This window comes from Rhodococcus sp. MTM3W5.2 (assembly GCF_001984015.1).
Taxonomy (GTDB): Bacteria; Actinomycetota; Actinomycetes; order Mycobacteriales; family Mycobacteriaceae; genus Rhodococcus_G; species Rhodococcus_G oryzae.
The window spans coordinates 88,890-105,624 of record NZ_CP019572.1 but is presented as its reverse complement, the minus strand read 5'-3'; the positions used below and the strand labels follow the sequence as shown (position 1 = coordinate 105,624).

Here is a 16,735-nt window from a genome sequence, read left to right as displayed (position 1 = left end):
CCGTGACCACCGCGACCAATTCGGTCTCGCTGACCGGCACCGACCTGCACTTGTCCTTCGGCACGAACAAGGTGTTGCGCGGCGTCGACATCCACGTCGACGCAGGCAAGACCACCTCGGTCATCGGCCCGTCCGGCTCCGGCAAGTCGACACTGCTGCGGGTGCTCAACCGCCTGCACGAGCCCGAACAGGGCGACATCCTGCTCGACGGCCGGTCGGTGCTCGGCGACAACCCGGACACCCTGCGGCAGCGGATCGGCATGGTGTTCCAGCACTTCAACCTGTTCCCGCACCGCACCGTGCTCGACAACATCGCCCTCGGGCCCAGGAAGCTGCGCGGGCTGTCGAAGGAGCAGGCGCGCGCGGTCGCCCTCGAACAGCTCGAGCTGGTCGGGCTGGCGGCGAAGGCGCAGTCCCGGCCGGGCAACCTGTCCGGCGGCCAGCAGCAGCGGGTCGCGATCGCCAGGGCCCTTGCGATGAAGCCGGAGATCATGTTCTTCGACGAGGCCACCTCCGCGCTGGACCCGGAGCTCGTCAAGGGCGTGCTGGCGCTGATGACGGACCTCGCGTCCGGCGGCATGTCGATGGTCGTCGTCACGCACGAGATGGGTTTTGCCCGTTCGGTTTCCGACACCGTGCTCTTCATGGACCGCGGGGTCGTGGTGGAGACCGGCAAGCCGGAGGCGCTCTTCGACGACCCGCAGACCGAGCGCCTGCAGGCCTTCCTCTCCCAGGTGCTGTAGTAGCGGCTCCGCCGCCTGTGCGCGAGTCTCACCCCCATTGGGGTGAGACTCGCGCACGGTCCGGCGCGGGCGTTACGCGTTCGCCGGCTCCGTCGCCCTGGCGGCCCGGTTCGCGGCCATCTCCGCGTCCCAGTGCTTCCCGGACCGGGTGGTGTCGATCTCGAACTCGAACCGGGTGACCATGTCCGGGGTGATGTCCTCGACGTCGACGTAGAACTGGCTGTACCAACGCCGCAGCTGGTAGACCGGGCCGTCCTCCTCGCACAGCAGCGGGTTGTCGATCTTCGCCTTGTTCTTCCAGATCACGATGTCCTGCTCGAAGGTCGCCATCGTGCCGTCCCCGAAGCCCTTGGCCATCTCGTCGGCCTGCTCGGCGGACATCCCGGCCATCTTCTTCACCATGATCCCGTACTGCAGCACAAACGAATTCGACGTCACCGGGTAGTGGCAGTTGATCAGCACGGCCTCGAGCGGCTCGTGCGCACCGATGTCGGCGTGGAACCTGTCGATCATGTAAGACGGACCGTGATACGACGCGTCGGACTGGGTGATGCTGTCCTCGCCGAAGTCGACATCCACGTTCACGTCGGTACGCGGGGTGAAGCTCATGTACTGCGAGGCGACGTGGCCCTCGAAGACGTTCTTGAACGAACGCGGCACGTTGAAGTGCACGTAGAAGAAGTGCGCCATGTCCACGACGTTGTCCACGAGCTCACGGCAGTGCGAGCCCTCGATCAGCACCGAATTCCAGGTCCAATCGGTCCACTCGTCGCTGCCGACCCCGTCGATCGCGGGGATCGTCACGTCGGCAGGCGGCGGGTTGCCCTGCGGGTCGTGCCACACGAACAGTTGCGCATTGCGCTCGATCGCGAGCCATCCCCTGGTGCGGGCGAGCGGCGGGACGCGGCGGGCGTAGGGGATGCCGGTGCACTTGCCGTCACCGCCCCATCGCCAGTCGTGGAACGGGCAGGCGATCGAGTCGCCCTTGACCGAGCCCTGACTCAGGTCCCCGCCCATGTGCCTGCAGTAGGCGTCGAGCACCTTGAGCTCGCCCGCGCTGTCCGCGAAGACGACCAGCTTGGTGCCGAAGACCTCGACCGAGTGCGGCTTCCCGTCGCGGAAGTCCCGCGCCAGGCCCAGGCAGTGCCACCCGCGGGCGAACCGGGTGGGGGCCGCGACGGCCTCGATCTCGCGGACATCGCCGCGGTCGGTGGTGGAGTTCAGCGTCATTGATGTTCCTCCAGGCTTGAGTTCGCTTCGATCCGAACGATGCTCGACCCCCTACGACACCGCGACAAGGTCGTTTCCCGGTGGGCGGCAAAGACACTGGACTTAGGGTCGCCTCATTGTCCGGTCGTTCACTTTGCCGTTCCTTTGCCCTCGCTTACTGCTTCTACGGTCTCCCGAGTTGAACCTTCGACCAGGAGAACCACGTGAAGCTGAAGCCCCTCGCGCTGTTTGTCAATCACGACGGCAAATCATCGCGGGCATCGATCACCTGCCAGTACAAGTGCGGCAATGCCTGCTCGCACGAGGTGCCCAACACCTCCGGCGGTGAGTACTTCGGCGACATCGTGCGCGCCGCGATGTCGCGGCGTGGGCTGCTCAAGTCCGGCGCCGTCGCGGTGCTCGCGGTCGGTGCGGGCGGCGCGCTGGTCGCGTGCTCCGACGACTCCGGCAGCGGCTCGGCCGGGGGCTCCACCACGGCGGCGGCGGGCGGCGGCGAGGCCCCGGCCGGCACCGCGTTCACCGCGGTCGCGCCGAACACCGAGGACGCCGTCGTGGTACCCGAGGGCTACGAGCAGGCCGTCGTGATCCGCTGGGGCGACCCGGTGCTGCCCGGCGCGCCCGCGTTCGACTTCGCCAACCAGACGCCGCAGGCGCAGGAGATGCAGTTCGGCTTCAACAACGACTTCGCAGGCCTGCTCCCCGTCGAGGGCCAGCCGAACACCTATCTGCTGGTGGTCAACCACGAGTACACCACCGAGCCCTTCATGTTCACCGGCTACGACCCCGCGAACCCCACCCTCCAGCAGTTCCAGACCGCGATCGCCGCGCACGGCCTGTCCGTCGTCCAGGTCAAGGGCGAGGCCGGAACAGGTAGGCTCACACCGGAATTCGGTCCGAACAACCGCCGCATCACCGCGAACTCGGAGTTCCTGGTGACCGGGCCCGCCGCGGGCAGCGACCTCCTCAAGACCACCGCCGACCCCACCGGCACCCGGGTGACCGGGACGCTCAACAACTGCTCCGGTGGCGTCACACCATGGGGCACGGTGCTCTCCGGCGAGGAGAACTTCAACCAGTACTTCGCCAACGCCGACCAGGTCACCGACCCGACCGTCGCGGCCAGGCTGAAGCGATACGGCATCGAGGGCGGGGCGAGCGAGCGGAAGTGGGAGCGCTTCGATCCCCGCTTCGACCTCGTGCAGGAGCCGAACGAGGCGAACCGCTTCGGTTACGTCGTCGAGGTGAACCCGTGGGATCCGGCGTCCACCCCGATCAAGCACACCGCCATGGGCCGGTTCAAGCACGAGGCCGCCACCATCTACGTGACCGATGACGGCACCGTGGTCGCCTACAGCGGCGACGACGAGCGTTTCGACTACATGTACAAGTTCGTGTCCGCGCGAAAGATGATGCCCGGCAACGGCCAGTCCAGCATGCGGCACAACCTGACCATCCTCGACGCCGGCACGCTGTACGTCGCCAAGCTGACCGGCGACGAGCCGGACCAGATCGACGGCTCCGGCAAGCTGCCGTCCTCCGGGCGTTTCGCAGGCAAGGGCGAGTGGATCCCGCTGCTGCGCACCGGCGAGGACGGCAAGGCCGAGTCCCTGGTCGACGGGATGAGCGCGGAGGAGGTCGCGGTGTTCACCCGGCTCGCGGGCGACAAGGTGGGCGCCACGAAGATGGACCGCCCCGAAGACTTCGAGCCGAACCCGAAGACCGGCAAGGTGTACGTCGCGCTGACCAACAACACCAAGCGCGGCGAGGAGGGCAAGCCCGCCGCCGACGAGCCGAACCCCCGCAACAACAACAAGAACGGGCAGGTCCTCGAGATCGAGGACGAGCACGCAGGCACCGGTTTCACGTGGAACCTGCTGCTGGTCTGCGGGGATCCCGCGGCCGCCGACACCTACTTCGGCGGGTTCGACAAGACGCAGGTCAGCCCGATCTCCTGCCCCGACAACCTGGCGTTCGACCCGCACGGCAACCTGTGGATCTCGACCGACGGCAACGCGCTGAAGTCGAACGACGGCCTGTTCAGCGTGGTGCTCGACGGCGACCGGCGCGGCGAGACCAAGCAGTTCCTCACCGTCCCGAAGGGCGGTGAGACCTGCGGACCGATCGTCGGCGAGTCCCGCGTCGTGGTCTGCGTGCAGCACCCGGGCGAGCTCGACGGCGCCAGCGCCGACAAGCCGGCCTCGCACTGGCCCGACGGCGGCGACAGCCAGCCCCGGCCGTCGGTCGTCGCGGCATGGAAGTCGGGCGGCGGCCGGGTCGGAGTCTGACCCGCACGCACCCTGGGCGCCCTCCGGTTCTCCGGAGGGCGCCCTTTCGTGTCCGGGGTGGGGCAGGCTGTACCTCAGATCCGGTAGTCAGGGGGATCGTCGCACCCGTCGCGCGTCAATAGCGTCGGTGCCGAGAGTTATCGGGCGACCATCGAGGAGAACCCCACCATGAGAAGCAGACTCGTAGCCTCCGGGCTCGCCGCCGCGGTCACCGCGCTGCTCGTCGGCGCGACGCCCGCGCTCGCGCAGCCGCAGGCACCCGCCACCGCCACCGGTGCGGCGGTGCAGCAGGCGATGGACCGCATCCTCGCGAACGGCGCGGTCGGTGTGCAGGTCCGGACGACGTGGGACGGACGGGCCGCGACCGCCACCGCCGGTTCGAGCGTGCTCGGCACGCCGTGGGCGGTTCCCGACGACGGCCGGTTCCGGATCGGCAGCGTGACCAAGATGTTCGTCGCCACCGTGCTGCTACAGCTGGTGGAGGAGGAACGGGTCGAGCTGGACGCGCCGGTGACGCGGTACCTGCCCGGCCTGTTGCCCGACGGCGACACCATCACCGTCCGGATGCTGTTGCAGCACACCAGCGGGCTGTACAACTACACCGATTCCCTCCCGCTGGACGACGGCGAGTTCCTCGGCATCCGGTTCCGGCCCTACACCCCGCAAGAGCTGATGGACCTGGCGACGAGCAAGCCTCTGGACTTCGCGCCGGGCACCGACTGGGCCTACTCCAACACCAACTACATCGCGGCGGGCATGCTGATCGAGAAGGTGACCGGGCGATCCTGGGACACCGAGGTCGCCGCTCGGATCACCACACCGCTCGGGATGCTCGCGACCAGCGCCCCGCGCGGCAGCGTGTTCATCCCCGCACCGCACGCGCGCGGCTACCACCCGGTCGCGGGGGTGCCCGTGGACACCACCGAACTCGACCCGAGCTGGGGCGGCGCCGCGGGCGAGATGATCTCCACCACCGCCGACCTGGACCTCTTCCTGACCGCGCTGGTCGACGGCCGTCTACTGCGGCCCGCCCAGCTCGCCGAGCTGACCTCGGCCCGGTCCATCACCGGCGGGCACGGGTATGGGCTGGGCGCCCAGTCCAGGAATACCCCGTGCGGGGTGACGGCATGGGGTCACAGCGGCGGCATCCCCGGCTACACCACCCTCGCCTTCACCACCCTCGACGGCAGCAGGCGGATGGAGGCGTCGGTGACCAATGGTCTCGGCCCCGACTCCGAGGACGCCGTGTACGGGATCGTGGACGCGGCCATCTGCGGCTGACCCGCCCGGTCAGCGGGCGCGCTCCAGCCGATCCCGGAGCTCGCCCGCGGCCGCCGTGACGGCGGTCAGGTCCGCCGGCTGCACGATGTCGCGGGTCGCGTCCTCTTCGAGCAGCCCGAGTTGGTGCCCGATCGCCGTGAGGCGCCCGGCGTCGGTGGTGGCGGCCGCGCTGTCCCGCAGCAACCGGATGAGCGCGAGCGCGACAGTGGGTTCGTGCGCGCCGTAGCGCCGGATCTGGGCGCACCCCAGATCGAGATAGTCGACAAAGGTGTAGGCGGGGACAGTGACGATGCCGCCTGCCGGACCGGCCGTCAGGACCAGCGACCCGAGGTCCCGGCGGGCGAGCGAGGACATGATCGCGGTGAGATGATCCAGTGCCTGCACCGCCGTGTACGGGTCGTTGATGGCGGGGGACAACGCCTTCGAGGCGACGTCGACGAGCTGCCGCATGCCGAGTGCCGCGTCCTGCTCGAGGGTCCGCTCGAACCCGATCCGGACGGACTGCTCGACCGCGCGCCCGATCTCCACCAGGTCGAAACGACGACCGGCCTCGCTCCACACCCAGGCAAGCGGGGTGGTGCCTGCGGCGATGTGATCCCCGACGCGGGGCGCGATCTTGATGCTCACCCCGTGCCGCGTGGCGTGACCGACCAGCTCGTCCGGGTGCACCGCCTGCACATATCCGGTGCGGCTCGAGGGCACCACCGTCGCCGACGGCGGCGGGTCCGGGAGCGCCGAGGGCGCCGTGGTGCCCGGCAGCCCGTGCCGCACCACCTCGCGCGTGTTCCGCTCCACCGTGCGCATGACCTCGTCGATCTGCAGCGAATGGGTCAGGTGATGGATCTCGTAGACGAGCGCCCCCAGGCTGAGGAACAGCAGCACCATCGCCCAACTCACCGCGAACCGTGGATAGTCCGCGGTCCGGCTGCCCGCGGACACGCCCACCGTGTAGAGCCCGGCGATGCTGTACGCGAAGGTCGCGACGAAGACGCTGAGCACCACCTGATTCGGGCGGTCACGCAGGAAGTTGCGCAGGATCCGCGGCGAGAACTGGGTGGACGAGAGCTGCAGCGCCACCACCGTGAGGCCGAGCGTCAGCGCGATGACGGTGATCATCGTGCCCGCCGTGCCGATCAGCAGCGTGCGGGCGTCGTCTGGGGTGCCCTGGAACGCCAACCGGTGCATCCACGTGCCGGGGCGGGTGTTCACCGTCGACAGGATCGACCCGAGGGCCAGCGCCAGCACCACGGCTATGGCGGGTAGCACCCACAGCGCGCCGCGGAGATACTCCCAGGCTGCCTCGCGCCTGCGCACCCCCGAAGCGTACGCCCGCCGATCGCGCTACGCGGATGGCCGATCCGTGACCTCGGGGGCCGAACGACGGCCTCAGAACGGAACGGGACCTCAGGAACCGAACGGGTTGGCGGAGCTGCCGAAGTCGCCGAGGCCGCCGCCGTAGATGTTGAGGTCCACGTTGCCGTTCACCCCGGGGATCCGGCCCGTGCTGGTGTACTGCCAGAACGTCCAGTGCCGCCAGCCGCCGGGCAGCGGGCCGGGCTCGTTCCTGCCGTTGTAGTCGGCGATCCAGAGCGGGTAGTTGGAGAACTCCGTGGTGTTCGCCATCGCGGTGCGCCAGAAGTTCGGGTACGTGTAGATGATCGGCTGCTTGCCGGTGAGCGCCTGGACGGAGTTGAGATAGCGGCGCGTCCAGTCGATCACCGCGGCGGGCGGCAGGCCCTTGGCGTCCTCGATGTCGAGCACCGGCGGCAGTCCGTCGCCCCCGATCACCGGGAACGACGTCGATGCGAAGAACGCGGCCTGCGCCTCGGGCGACTCCCGGACGTCGGCGTAGTGGTAGGCGCCGCGGGACATCCCGGCCGCGCGCATGCCGATCCCGTCCTGCACGAAGAACGGGTTGACGTACCAGAGTCCCTCGGTGGCCTTGACCATCGCGAACTCGTGGCCGGAGGCGCGGACGGCGAACCAGTCGATGCCCGACCCGCCTGGGTGTTGCCACGAGGCGACGTCGGGACCGTTGTACGGTTCGGCGCTCGCGGTGCCAGGCACGGCGAAGGCGAGGGCACCGGCCAGCAGCACCGGGACCAGGCGGGTGACGGCTCGGACACGCTTACGACTCGACGACGTCATCGCCCGAGACTAAACCGATATTTCGGGCACGACCACGAAACCGAGAATGAACTTTTGGCGTCGGCCCGCCCGAATCAACCGCAGTGCGACATCACGGTCTCGGCGTAGTGCGTCAGGGCGGCGACCTTCTGGCCGAGCGGCTCCGTGTCCTGCGCGACGCTGTAGGGGTCGCGGAAGCCGACGATCACATCGGTCACGCCCTTGTCCTCGAGTCGCCTGATCCCGTCGACCGTGTAGGCCTGTGGCGAGATCACGTGGATCTCGAACGGGCTGTTCTCCGTGCCCTCCTCCCGGCGAATCCGCTGCAGCTTCGCGAGCAGGACGTCGAGTTCCTCGTCGCCGCCGCCCGCGTGCATCCACCCGTCGCCCCGGACCACCGCGCGCCGGAGCGCGGCGTCGCTGTGCCCGCCGACGAGGATCGGGATGGGCTCGCTCGGCACCGGGCTCAGCTTGATCGCGGGCAGGTCGAAGATCTCGCCGTGGTACTCGAAGTAGTCACCGCTCACCAGCCCGCGCAGGATGTCGATCGCCTCGTTCGTCCGCTTGCCGCGCCGCTCCCAGGGCACGCCGAGCACCTCGAAGTCGTCCGGCCACGGGCTCAGACCGATGCCGAGGCTCAGCCGGTTGTTGATCATGTAGGCCACCGAGGTGGCCTGCTTGGCGACGAGGACCGGGGACGGATCGGCAGCTTCAGCACGAAGGTGGTGAATCGCAGCGTGGTCGTCGCCATTCCGAGCGCGGTGGCGAGGACGAACGCCTCGACGAACGCCTTGTTCTCGAGGAACTCCCGGCTTCCGTCGGGCGTGTAGGGATAGACCGAGTCGGATTCCTTCGGGTAGCAGAGGCTGTCCGCGATCGACATCCCGTGATAGCCGGCTTCCTCCGCCGCCTGCGCGAGCGGCACATAGAAAGCCGGGTCGGTCATGGCCTCGGCATAGGTGAATCGCACAGCCCTGCTCCTTCGGTCCGGTGTGGTCTACGTCATACCTGACCCGACGCACCCGGGGTACCGAATCCCGACCTCCCGCCCAGCGAGACGAAATCGGCGAGTGGGTTCAGCCGAGCCAGTCCAACACCGCGGCCGCGGTCCAGGACTGCTGCATGCTGCCCAGCGGTGCACCGGTGAACGGCTCGTAGTACTCGGCGAAGCTGCCGTCGGCGGCCTGTCGCAGGCCCTCCGCCCGTAGGTGCCTGGCCCGCTCGGCCCACCCGCGGCGGGCGAACGCCCAGGAGAACAGCCAGGTCATCACCGGCCACACCGGGCCGCGCCAGTACTCGCGCGGCCGGAAGTCGCCCGAGACCGGCGAGGTCGACGGCGGCACCGCGTACCGAAGATCCGGGTGACCGCAGAACCGCGGTCCCTCGAAGATCCGCACCAGCGCGCGCTCGGCGTCGCGGTCCAGCCCGCCGCACAGCAGCGGGGCGAACATCGCGAGCGTCTCGGTGGGGATCCAGCGCCCCGATCGCAGGTCGAAGTCGCGGGCGGCGCCCGAACGCGGGTCCGTGGTCGCGATGGTGCCCCGCTGGAACTTCTCGGCCCAGTACCGCAGGTCCCGGACGTCGGACTTCGGCGCCGAATGCTCCTCACCGATGGTGGCGAGAACGTCGCAGGCGAGCGAGAACACGGCGCTGACGAACACGTCCTCGACGGCGAAGCTCATCGTGGACGCCAGCTCGGCGTCGTCGTAGCGTGCCAGCTTCATCTCCTCGAGCAGCCACAGGTAGCGGTCGTATTCGGCGTTCGACGGCCGCTGCGTGGGGTCGGAGATGATCGCGGTGTCCTCGCGCAGGTACGGCGGCACCGGCCCGGGAATGACGTTGGCGTACGCGGCATCCCAGCGTGGCGAGTTGTCCATGCCGGACTCCCAGCCGTGGTACAGGCTGATCCGTCCGTTGTCCTTCGGATCCCGGGCGGTCGCGAGCCAGCGGTGCCAGCGCACGAGATCACCCCAGCGCCGGTCGAGGAACTCCTCGGCCACCGCCCTGGTGCTGCGACCGTGTCTGCGGGAGTGGTCGAGGATGCGCTGGACGGCGATCGCGTGCACCGGCGGCTGCGTGATGCCGGAGGTCTGCGGGACGACGGGGGCCGTCGCCGCCAGATCGCCGCAGGCCCAGCGCGCGGGTCCGGGGAAGTACCCGTCGACCCCGTTCGCGAACACGATGTGCGGGATCATCCCGTTGCCCCACTGCGCGGACAGCAGCGTGTCCAGCTCGACAACGGCCCGCTCCACGCTCAGCGGCGCCAGCCCGACCGCGACGAACGCCGCGTCCCAGCTCCACATGTGCGGGTACAGCCGCGGCGCCGCACTGGTCATGGTGCCCAGGTCGTTGCCGCGCAGCAGGTACGCGGCCCGGGCCGCGAGCTGGGTCGGGATGAATCCGGGATCGGCGGCCATCGTCCTAGTTTGCGTCCGCCGCGCCGATTGCGCCCGTCGGGGTGACGTCTCGGGCCTTCCTTGGTGAGAAATGCCCACACCAGGGGGTCCGTCGCACCACCCCAAGGGTCCGTAGTCACCGGGGCCGCGGCCAACAAGTGTTGAGGACGTTCCCAGCGCACCCCGAACTCGTCATTCGACCGCATCGTGCACCCCGAGGAAAGAGCCCCCGTGTATCCCGATTTCGTTTCACACGTCCGCGCCCAGGCCGACATTCACGGCGACACCCGTTCCTACGTCTACCACCGCGAGGTCGGGCTCGAACTGGTCGAGGAGGTTCTCAGCTTTCGCGAGATCGACCGCAGGGCCAGGGCCATGGCCGCCTGGCTGTCGCAGCGTCCGGAGGCCGACCGACCGGTCCTACTGCTGTACCTGGACAGCATCGATTTCCTGCCCGCCTTCCTCGGCTGCCTGTACGCGGGAGTCATCGCCGTGCCCGCCCCGCTGCCACACGACCAGCAGAGCACGCAGCGGGTCGCCGGGATGCTCGACGACGCCGACATCGGCCTCGTCCTCACCACCTCCGCCTACGCGGAGCTCCTGACCGCGTGGATCGCCGACAACGGGCACGCCGAGGCGGTGTCCTGCGTGTGCACCGACGGCGACGACCTTGGCGACGCCGAAGCATGGCGGATGCCAGAACTCGACGGAGACACGGTGGCCTTCCTGCAGTACACGTCCGGTTCGACGAGCGAACCCAAGGGTGTCATGGTGACCCACGGCAACCTGCTGCACAACGAGGCGACCATCGCGGCGACGGTCGGCTTCGATGACGCCTCGTCCGGGGTCAGTTGGCTTCCGCACTTCCACGACATGGGCCTGATCTCGATGCTGCTGCCCCTCTATGCCGGGGCCGATGCCGCGTTGATGTCCCCACTGGCCTTCCTCAAGCGCCCGGTCCGCTGGCTGGAGTTGATCGACCGCTACCGCGCCGAGTTCACCGTCGCGCCGAACTTCGCATACGAGCTGGTCGCCCGGCGCGCGACCGACGAGCAGTTGGCCGGCCTCGACCTGTCCTCGCTCCGGGTTGCCCTCAACGGTGCGGAGCCGATCCGATCCCGCACCCTCGACGCCGTGATCGAACGGCTCGGGACCGCGGGCTTCCCGCCGAACGCGTTCGTCACCGGGTACGGCATGGCCGAGGTGACGCTGCTCGCCACCGCGAGCTGGGCAGGCGAACCGCCGTTCCGCATCGACGTCGACGCGGCCGCCCTGGAACGCAACGTGGCCGTACTGACCACCGACGGCACCGGCGTCCGGCTGGTCAGCAGCGGACCCCCGCGGGATCTCGACATCCGCATCGTGGACCCCGACACCGGAATAGCGCTGCCGGACAATCGAGTCGGCGAGATCTGGGTTCGGGGCGCGAGCGTCACCGCCGGTTACTGGAACCGCCCGGACGAGACCGAGGCGAGGTTCGGCGCCAAGCTGGCGGGGGAGGGGACGTACCTGCGCACCGGGGACCTCGGCCTGCGCCACCACTGCCACATCTTCGTCACCGGCCGGCTGAAGGATCTCTTGATCATCAACGGGCGCAACCTCTATCCCCAGGACATCGAAGAGGTCGTCCGTGATGTTCATCCCGCGCTCGCCGGAACCGCCGGGGTGGCGCTCTCGATCGATGCCGGTCAGCAGGAACGGCTGCTGGTGATCCAGGAGGTCAGGCCGGCCCTGCTCGACGGCGCCTCCCTGGCCGAGGTCACCTCGCTGATCAAGGTCGCGGTGTCCCGACATTTCGACGTACCCGCCCCCGATGTGGTCCTGGTCGATCGCCGCGGGGTGCACCGCACGACCAGCGGCAAAGTTCAGCGCCGCTCCATGCGCGCGTCGTTCCTGGAGAACCGAACCCACGCGCTGCTGCACGAAGACATCGCCACCACTGTGCAACGGCTGCGCGGCGTCTCCTAATCGCGGTCCCGTCGCGGCCCAACCCGAATCACGAGGAGCACTCCCATGTACGACGCAATCCCCACCCCACCGCCGGCGCTGTCGTGCCGATCACGGACTGGCTCACCGAGCGAGTCGCCTGCTACCTCGACGTCCCCGCCCGGGACATCGATCCGACGACCCCACTCGCCGAGATCGGGATCGATTCGGTATCCGCGCTGAGCCTGTGCGGCGAGGTCGAGGAGAGGTGGCGGATCCCCGCGGATGCAACCCTGGTCTTCGACTACCCCACGATCGCGGAGATTGCCGGATACCTCGCGGGCGAGCTCGCGCCACAGGCGGCAGCATCATGACCGACATCGCGATCGTCGGACTCGACTGCCGATTCCCGCAGGCCCCGAACGCGGAAGCGTTGTGGGCGTTGCTGATGGACGGCGGGGACGGCATCACCGAGGTCCCCGCGCAGCGGTGGCGCGCCGACGACTTCTACGACCCGGAAGGCGGCCCCGGCACGGTCAACAACCGCAGCGGCGGCTTCCTGAGCGACGCCGACGCCTTCGACCCCGAGTTCTTCGGCATCCCCCCGCGCGAGGCCGAGGCGATGGATCCACAACAGCGACTGCTGCTGCAGGCCGCCTGGCACGCGTTCGAGGACGCCACGCTCGATCCGCGGGCCCAGGCCGGCTCGAACACCGGCGTCTACGTCGGTGTGATGGCGAACGAATGGGCGAACCTGCACCTGAGCGACTATGCGAAGATCACACCCCAACTCGGTTCCGGCAACGGATATTTCATGACCGCGAACCGGATCTCCTACCAGCTGGACCTGCGGGGCCCGAGCATGGCGGTCGACACCGCCTGCTCGTCCTCGCTGGTAGCCGTCCACATGGCCTGCGCGGCCCTCCGAGCAGGCGAGTGCGATCAGGCCCTCGCGGGGGTGTCAACATCATCCTCACGCCCACCCTCAACGTCTTCTATGCCCAGGCCGGGCTGTCCGCACCCGACGGGCGGTGCAAGCCCTTCAGCGAGCATGCCGATGGCATCGGCCGCGGTGAGGGCGTCGCCGTGCTCGCGCTGCGCCGTCTGGATGACGCTCAGCGCGACGGACTTCCGATCTATGCGGTGATCAAGGGAAGCGCGGTCAACTCCGACGGCCGCAGCAACGGGATCACCGCGCCGAACCGCTGGGCGCAGCAGAAGGTCGTCGGCGAGGCGTACCGGCGCGCGGGTGTGCGCCCCGAGCAGGTCACCTTCGTCGAGGCCCACGGCACGGGGACCGTGCTCGGTGACATGATCGAGGCCAAGGCACTCGGCCATCTGCATGCGGTGCCGCGGCCGCAGCCCTGCGCGATCGGCTCCATCAAGGGCAACCTCGGCCACACCGAGGGCGCCGCCGGTGTCGCCGGACTGATCAAGGCGGCACTGAGCCTGCACCGTCGGATGGTGCCACCCAGTCGATATGCCGCACAGGAGAATCCGCGCCTTCGCCTCGCCGACCACGGACTCCACCTGCTCACCGAGGCACTGCCCCTGCCCGAGGGCGCGGTCTACGGCGGTGTGAGCAGCTTCGGCATCGGCGGCACCAACGCACACCTGGTGCTCGGTAGCGCACCCGAACGCGCACCGGCCTCCGAATGCCCCGGCGGTGGAGTGCTCACCATCTCCTCGGCGAGCCGGGACGGGTTGCGGCACAACGTGACCCGTATAGCCGACGATCTCGCCGGACTGCCCGAGGGACGGCTGGCGCAGATGTGCTGGTCCAGCAACAAGGTCAAGTCGTCCGGGCGCCATCGCCTGGCCCTGCCGGTGCGGGACCGCGACCAGGCGGTCTCGGACCTACGCGAGTTGGTCACCGATGACGGCCGGTTCGCCGCCGCGGCGGGCCTGGCCGGGGGAGTGAGCACCGGCTGGCTGTTCACCGGCCAGGGATCCCAGTACCGGGGCATGTCCGGTGCGCTGCACGCGGAGTCCGGGAGCTACCGGCGCGCGCTCGCCGAGGTGGACGAGCGGATGGCGGTGCACCTGGGCCGATCGATCCGGGACCTGATGCTGGGCGGGGAGGACCTCGACCGGACCGAGTACGCACAGCCGGCCATCTTCGCGGTGCAGTACGCGCTGGCACGGACACTCACCGATTCCGGCGTCGAACCGTCGTGGGTCACCGGCCACAGCATCGGCGAGTACGCGGCCGCGACGCTCGCCGGGGTGTTCGGTCTCGACGACGCCTGCCGGCTGGTCGTCGCGCGGGGACGGCTCATGCAGCAGCTCCCCGCCGGCGGCGCCATGCTCGCCGTCCGCGCCGCCGCGACGGAGGTCACCGACCTCCTCGCGGACGAGCCCATGGCGGCGGTGGCCGCCGTCAACGGCCCACGCGAGCTGGTGCTCTCGGGCGCCGCCGAGACCCTCGCGCGGATCGCCGAGGAACTCACTGCCCGCTCCGTATCCGTCCGGACGCTGTCCGTCTCCCATGCGTTCCATTCCCCGTTGATGGAGCCGATGGTGGCCGCGTTCGGCGCCGTCGCCGCGGAATGCACCTTCGAGCCGCCCCGCATCCCGGTCTACTCGACCCTGCGCGGGGGCCTCCTCGGCCTCGGCGATCCGATGGACGCCGACTACTGGACCGAGCACATCCGTGGGACGGTCCGGTTCGGCGATGCGGTGGCGGCCGGGCTGGAAAGCGGCCCAACCCACCTGATCGAGCTCGGGCCGAGGCGCGTACTCGCACCGATGGTCGCCCGCGCCAACCCCGAACTCAGCTGCCTCGTTCCCTGCCCGGGTCCGGCGGCAACAGGGCACGAGCTCACGGAGGTCATCGCCGCCCTGCACCGGGACGGCCACAACCCGCACTGGGACGCCCTGTACGAACCGGCGCAGCGGGTCCGTACGGCGCTCGGCGGCTACGACTTCGACACCACCCACCGCTACTGGACGCACGGCGCGTCCACACCATCGACGAAAACGGCAGCACCGGAACAAGAGTCACCCAACGATGCCCCCATACCCGCACGCACCGAGGACACCACCATGGACAACCTGATCTCCCTCTTCCGTGAACAGACCGCACTGCTCGCCGCCGCCCGGTCCGGCCCGGCTGCAGCGGGCGCCGGGCCCGACACCGTGACCGCCGCGGCGGCGATCCGGCCGCAGGCGACCGCCGTGCCCCCGGTGCGCGAGGTCACCGCCGACACCGTCACAGCCGCGGTTCGCGCCGAGATCGCCCGGATCGCAGGCTATTCCGCCGACTCGCTGCGGTCCTCCCAGACGATGTCCGGTGAGCTCGGGTTCGACTCGATCATGGTGGCCGACCTAGTGTCCGGGCTGGCGCGCAGGTTCCCCGAACTCACCGCAGAGCCCGCCTGGTTCTCGCCGACCAGCACAATCGGTGACCTGGTGGCCCTGGTGTCCGCGCAGCTCGGCGCCGCGCCCGCCCCGACGGCGCCGGACCGGGCCGCCGATACCGGGTCCGCGGCTCCCGTCGTCCCGCCGATCGCAGCAACCGACGAGATCGCGGCCGAGACCTACCTCATCGAGCAGTTCCCCGAGGTCAGGGAGATCGCCGAGCGATTGGCGCTCGGCGAGGCCAACGGCCTGTCCAACCCGTACTTCCTGGTCAACGACGGCATCACCAGGGACACCTCGATCATCGACGGGCAGGAGGTCCTCAACTTCTCCAGCTACAACTACCTCGGCATGTCCGGCCACCCACGCGTCGTCTCCGCGGTGCAGGACGCGGTCGCCCAATACGGCAGCTCCTGCTCGGCCAGCCGGCTGATCTCCGGGGAGAAGCCCCTGCACGGGCAACTCGAGGCGGAGCTCGCCGGGCTGCTCGGCACGGAGGACGCCATCGCGCTCGTCAGCGGCCACGCCACCAACGTGACCGTGATCGGTCACCTCGTCGGCGAGGGCGACCTCGTCATCCACGACAGCCTGGCCCACGACAGCATTCTGCAGGGCTGCAAGCTTTCCGGCGCCACCCGAAGGTCGTTCCCGCACAACGATCACGCTGCCCTCGACGCCATCCTCACCGAGATCCGGCCGCGATTCCGCCGGGTGCTGATCCTCATCGAGGGCGTGTACAGCCAGGACGGTGACATCCCGGATCTGCCCGCCGTGATCGCGGTCAAGCGCAAGCATCACGCCCTGCTGATGATCGACGAGGCGCACAGCATCGGGGTGCTGGGGGCCACCGGCGGCGGCATCGGCGAGCATTTCGCCGTCGACCGTGCCGACGTCGAGCTGTGGTCCGGCACGATGTCGAAGGCCCTTGCGGGGTGCGGGGGTTACGTGGCCGGCAGCCGCGCGTTGATCCAGTACCTCAAATACACCACCCCGGGTTCATCTACAGCGTCGGCATGACACCGTCGAACGCCGCCGCCTCGCTGGCCGCCCTGCGGCAGATGCGTTCCGAGCCAGAGCTTTTCGAGCGCCTGCACCGGCACTCCCGATTCTTCCTGACCCAGGCCGTCGAGGCCGGGCTCGACACCGGTGACAGCTGCGACACCCCGGTCATCCCCTGCATCGTGGGTGATTCGATCAAGACACTGAAGCTGTCCAACGCGCTGCTCGCCCGGGGGATCAACGTCAACCCGATCCTGTATCCGGCGGTGCCGGAGGACCAGGCCCGGCTGCGCTTCTTCGTCACGTCCTGCCACACCGAGGATCAGATCCGCTACACCGTGAAGACCACGGCCGAGGAGCTCGCCCTGCTGGAAGAGGGGCACTGATC

The 16,735-nt window shown here is 69.3% G+C and carries 11 protein-coding genes and 2 pseudogenes; 8 read left to right on the top strand and 5 right to left on the bottom strand.

Annotated features, from left to right (window positions below; translation table 11 throughout):
* Positions 1-2 precede the first annotated feature (2 nt).
* Positions 3-743: an amino acid ABC transporter ATP-binding protein gene (locus tag BTZ20_RS00485; protein WP_189636555.1), complete on the top strand. Its 741-nt coding sequence runs from the start codon at positions 3-5 to the stop codon at positions 741-743.
* Between the two features lie 72 nt (positions 744-815).
* Here the strand turns inward: BTZ20_RS00485 and BTZ20_RS00480 are convergent, their stop codons facing one another.
* Positions 816-1,973: a Rieske 2Fe-2S domain-containing protein gene (locus tag BTZ20_RS00480; RefSeq protein WP_077039992.1), complete on the bottom strand. Its 1,158-nt coding sequence runs from the start codon at positions 1,971-1,973 to the stop codon at positions 816-818.
* A 203-nt stretch (positions 1,974-2,176) separates the two neighbouring features.
* Between BTZ20_RS00480 and BTZ20_RS00475 the strand changes: the two genes are divergently transcribed.
* Both BTZ20_RS00475 and BTZ20_RS00470 read left to right on the top strand, forming a co-directional pair.
* Positions 2,177-4,258: a PhoX family protein gene (locus tag BTZ20_RS00475; RefSeq protein WP_077039991.1), complete on the top strand. Its 2,082-nt coding sequence runs from the start codon at positions 2,177-2,179 to the stop codon at positions 4,256-4,258.
* A 168-nt stretch (positions 4,259-4,426) separates the two neighbouring features.
* Positions 4,427-5,539, top strand: a complete 1,113-nt coding sequence (locus tag BTZ20_RS00470; RefSeq protein WP_077039990.1) for a serine hydrolase domain-containing protein — start codon at positions 4,427-4,429, stop codon at positions 5,537-5,539.
* A 9-nt stretch (positions 5,540-5,548) separates the two neighbouring features.
* Here the strand turns inward: BTZ20_RS00470 and BTZ20_RS00465 are convergent, their stop codons facing one another.
* The 4 genes and pseudogenes from BTZ20_RS00465 to ggh form a co-directional block, all read right to left on the bottom strand.
* Complete coding sequence (locus BTZ20_RS00465; RefSeq protein ID WP_077039989.1) at positions 5,549-6,853, bottom strand: DUF2254 domain-containing protein; 1,305 nt, start codon at positions 6,851-6,853, stop codon at positions 5,549-5,551.
* Between the two features lie 90 nt (positions 6,854-6,943).
* Entirely contained in the window at positions 6,944-7,687 is a 744-nt protein-coding gene (locus BTZ20_RS00460; RefSeq protein ID WP_077039988.1) for a glycoside hydrolase family 25 protein, read from the bottom strand.
* Between the two features lie 74 nt (positions 7,688-7,761).
* A pseudogene (locus tag BTZ20_RS00455) lies at positions 7,762-8,636 on the bottom strand (TIGR03619 family F420-dependent LLM class oxidoreductase).
* Positions 8,637-8,742: 106 nt separating this feature from the next.
* Positions 8,743-10,083 (bottom strand): glucosylglycerate hydrolase, encoded by a 1,341-nt coding sequence (gene ggh / locus BTZ20_RS00450; RefSeq protein ID WP_077039987.1) that lies wholly within the window; start codon positions 10,081-10,083, stop codon positions 8,743-8,745.
* 210 nt (positions 10,084-10,293) lie between these two features.
* Between ggh and BTZ20_RS00445 the strand changes: the two genes are divergently transcribed.
* The 5 genes and pseudogenes from BTZ20_RS00445 to BTZ20_RS28775 all read left to right on the top strand — a co-directional run bounded on the left by BTZ20_RS00445 (position 10,294) and on the right by BTZ20_RS28775 (position 16,733).
* On the top strand, positions 10,294-12,030 hold the full coding sequence (locus BTZ20_RS00445) for a fatty acyl-AMP ligase (protein WP_077039986.1): 1,737 nt from the start codon (positions 10,294-10,296) through the stop codon (positions 12,028-12,030).
* 83 nt (positions 12,031-12,113) lie between these two features.
* Complete coding sequence (locus BTZ20_RS00440; protein ID WP_077039985.1) at positions 12,114-12,362, top strand: acyl carrier protein; 249 nt, start codon at positions 12,114-12,116, stop codon at positions 12,360-12,362.
* A pseudogene (locus BTZ20_RS29610) lies at positions 12,359-13,404 on the top strand (polyketide synthase); the annotation flags it as partial. The gene BTZ20_RS00440 and the pseudogene BTZ20_RS29610, both read left to right, overlap by 4 nt.
* A gap of 45 nt (positions 13,405-13,449) precedes the next feature.
* Positions 13,450-16,365, top strand: a complete 2,916-nt coding sequence (locus BTZ20_RS26020; RefSeq protein ID WP_411269172.1) for an aminotransferase class I/II-fold pyridoxal phosphate-dependent enzyme — start codon at positions 13,450-13,452, stop codon at positions 16,363-16,365.
* Positions 16,362-16,733: a hypothetical protein gene (locus BTZ20_RS28775; RefSeq protein ID WP_262982524.1), complete on the top strand. Its 372-nt coding sequence runs from the start codon at positions 16,362-16,364 to the stop codon at positions 16,731-16,733. The genes BTZ20_RS26020 and BTZ20_RS28775 overlap by 4 nt, the downstream gene beginning before the upstream one ends.
* Positions 16,734-16,735: the final 2 nt, after the last annotated feature.

Coding starts and splice junctions, on each gene's coding strand:
- BTZ20_RS00480 (WP_077039992.1), bottom strand. CDS start 1,973: ATGACGCTGAACTCCACCACCGACCGCGGCGATGTCCGCGAGATCGAG.
- BTZ20_RS28775 (WP_262982524.1), top strand. CDS start 16,362: ATGACACCGTCGAACGCCGCCGCCTCGCTGGCCGCCCTGCGGCAGATG.
- BTZ20_RS26020 (WP_411269172.1), top strand. CDS start 13,450: ATGGTGCCACCCAGTCGATATGCCGCACAGGAGAATCCGCGCCTTCGC.
- BTZ20_RS00460 (WP_077039988.1), bottom strand. CDS start 7,687: ATGACGTCGTCGAGTCGTAAGCGTGTCCGAGCCGTCACCCGCCTGGTC.
- BTZ20_RS00470 (WP_077039990.1), top strand. CDS start 4,427: ATGAGAAGCAGACTCGTAGCCTCCGGGCTCGCCGCCGCGGTCACCGCG.
- ggh (WP_077039987.1), bottom strand. CDS start 10,083: ATGGCCGCCGATCCCGGATTCATCCCGACCCAGCTCGCGGCCCGGGCC.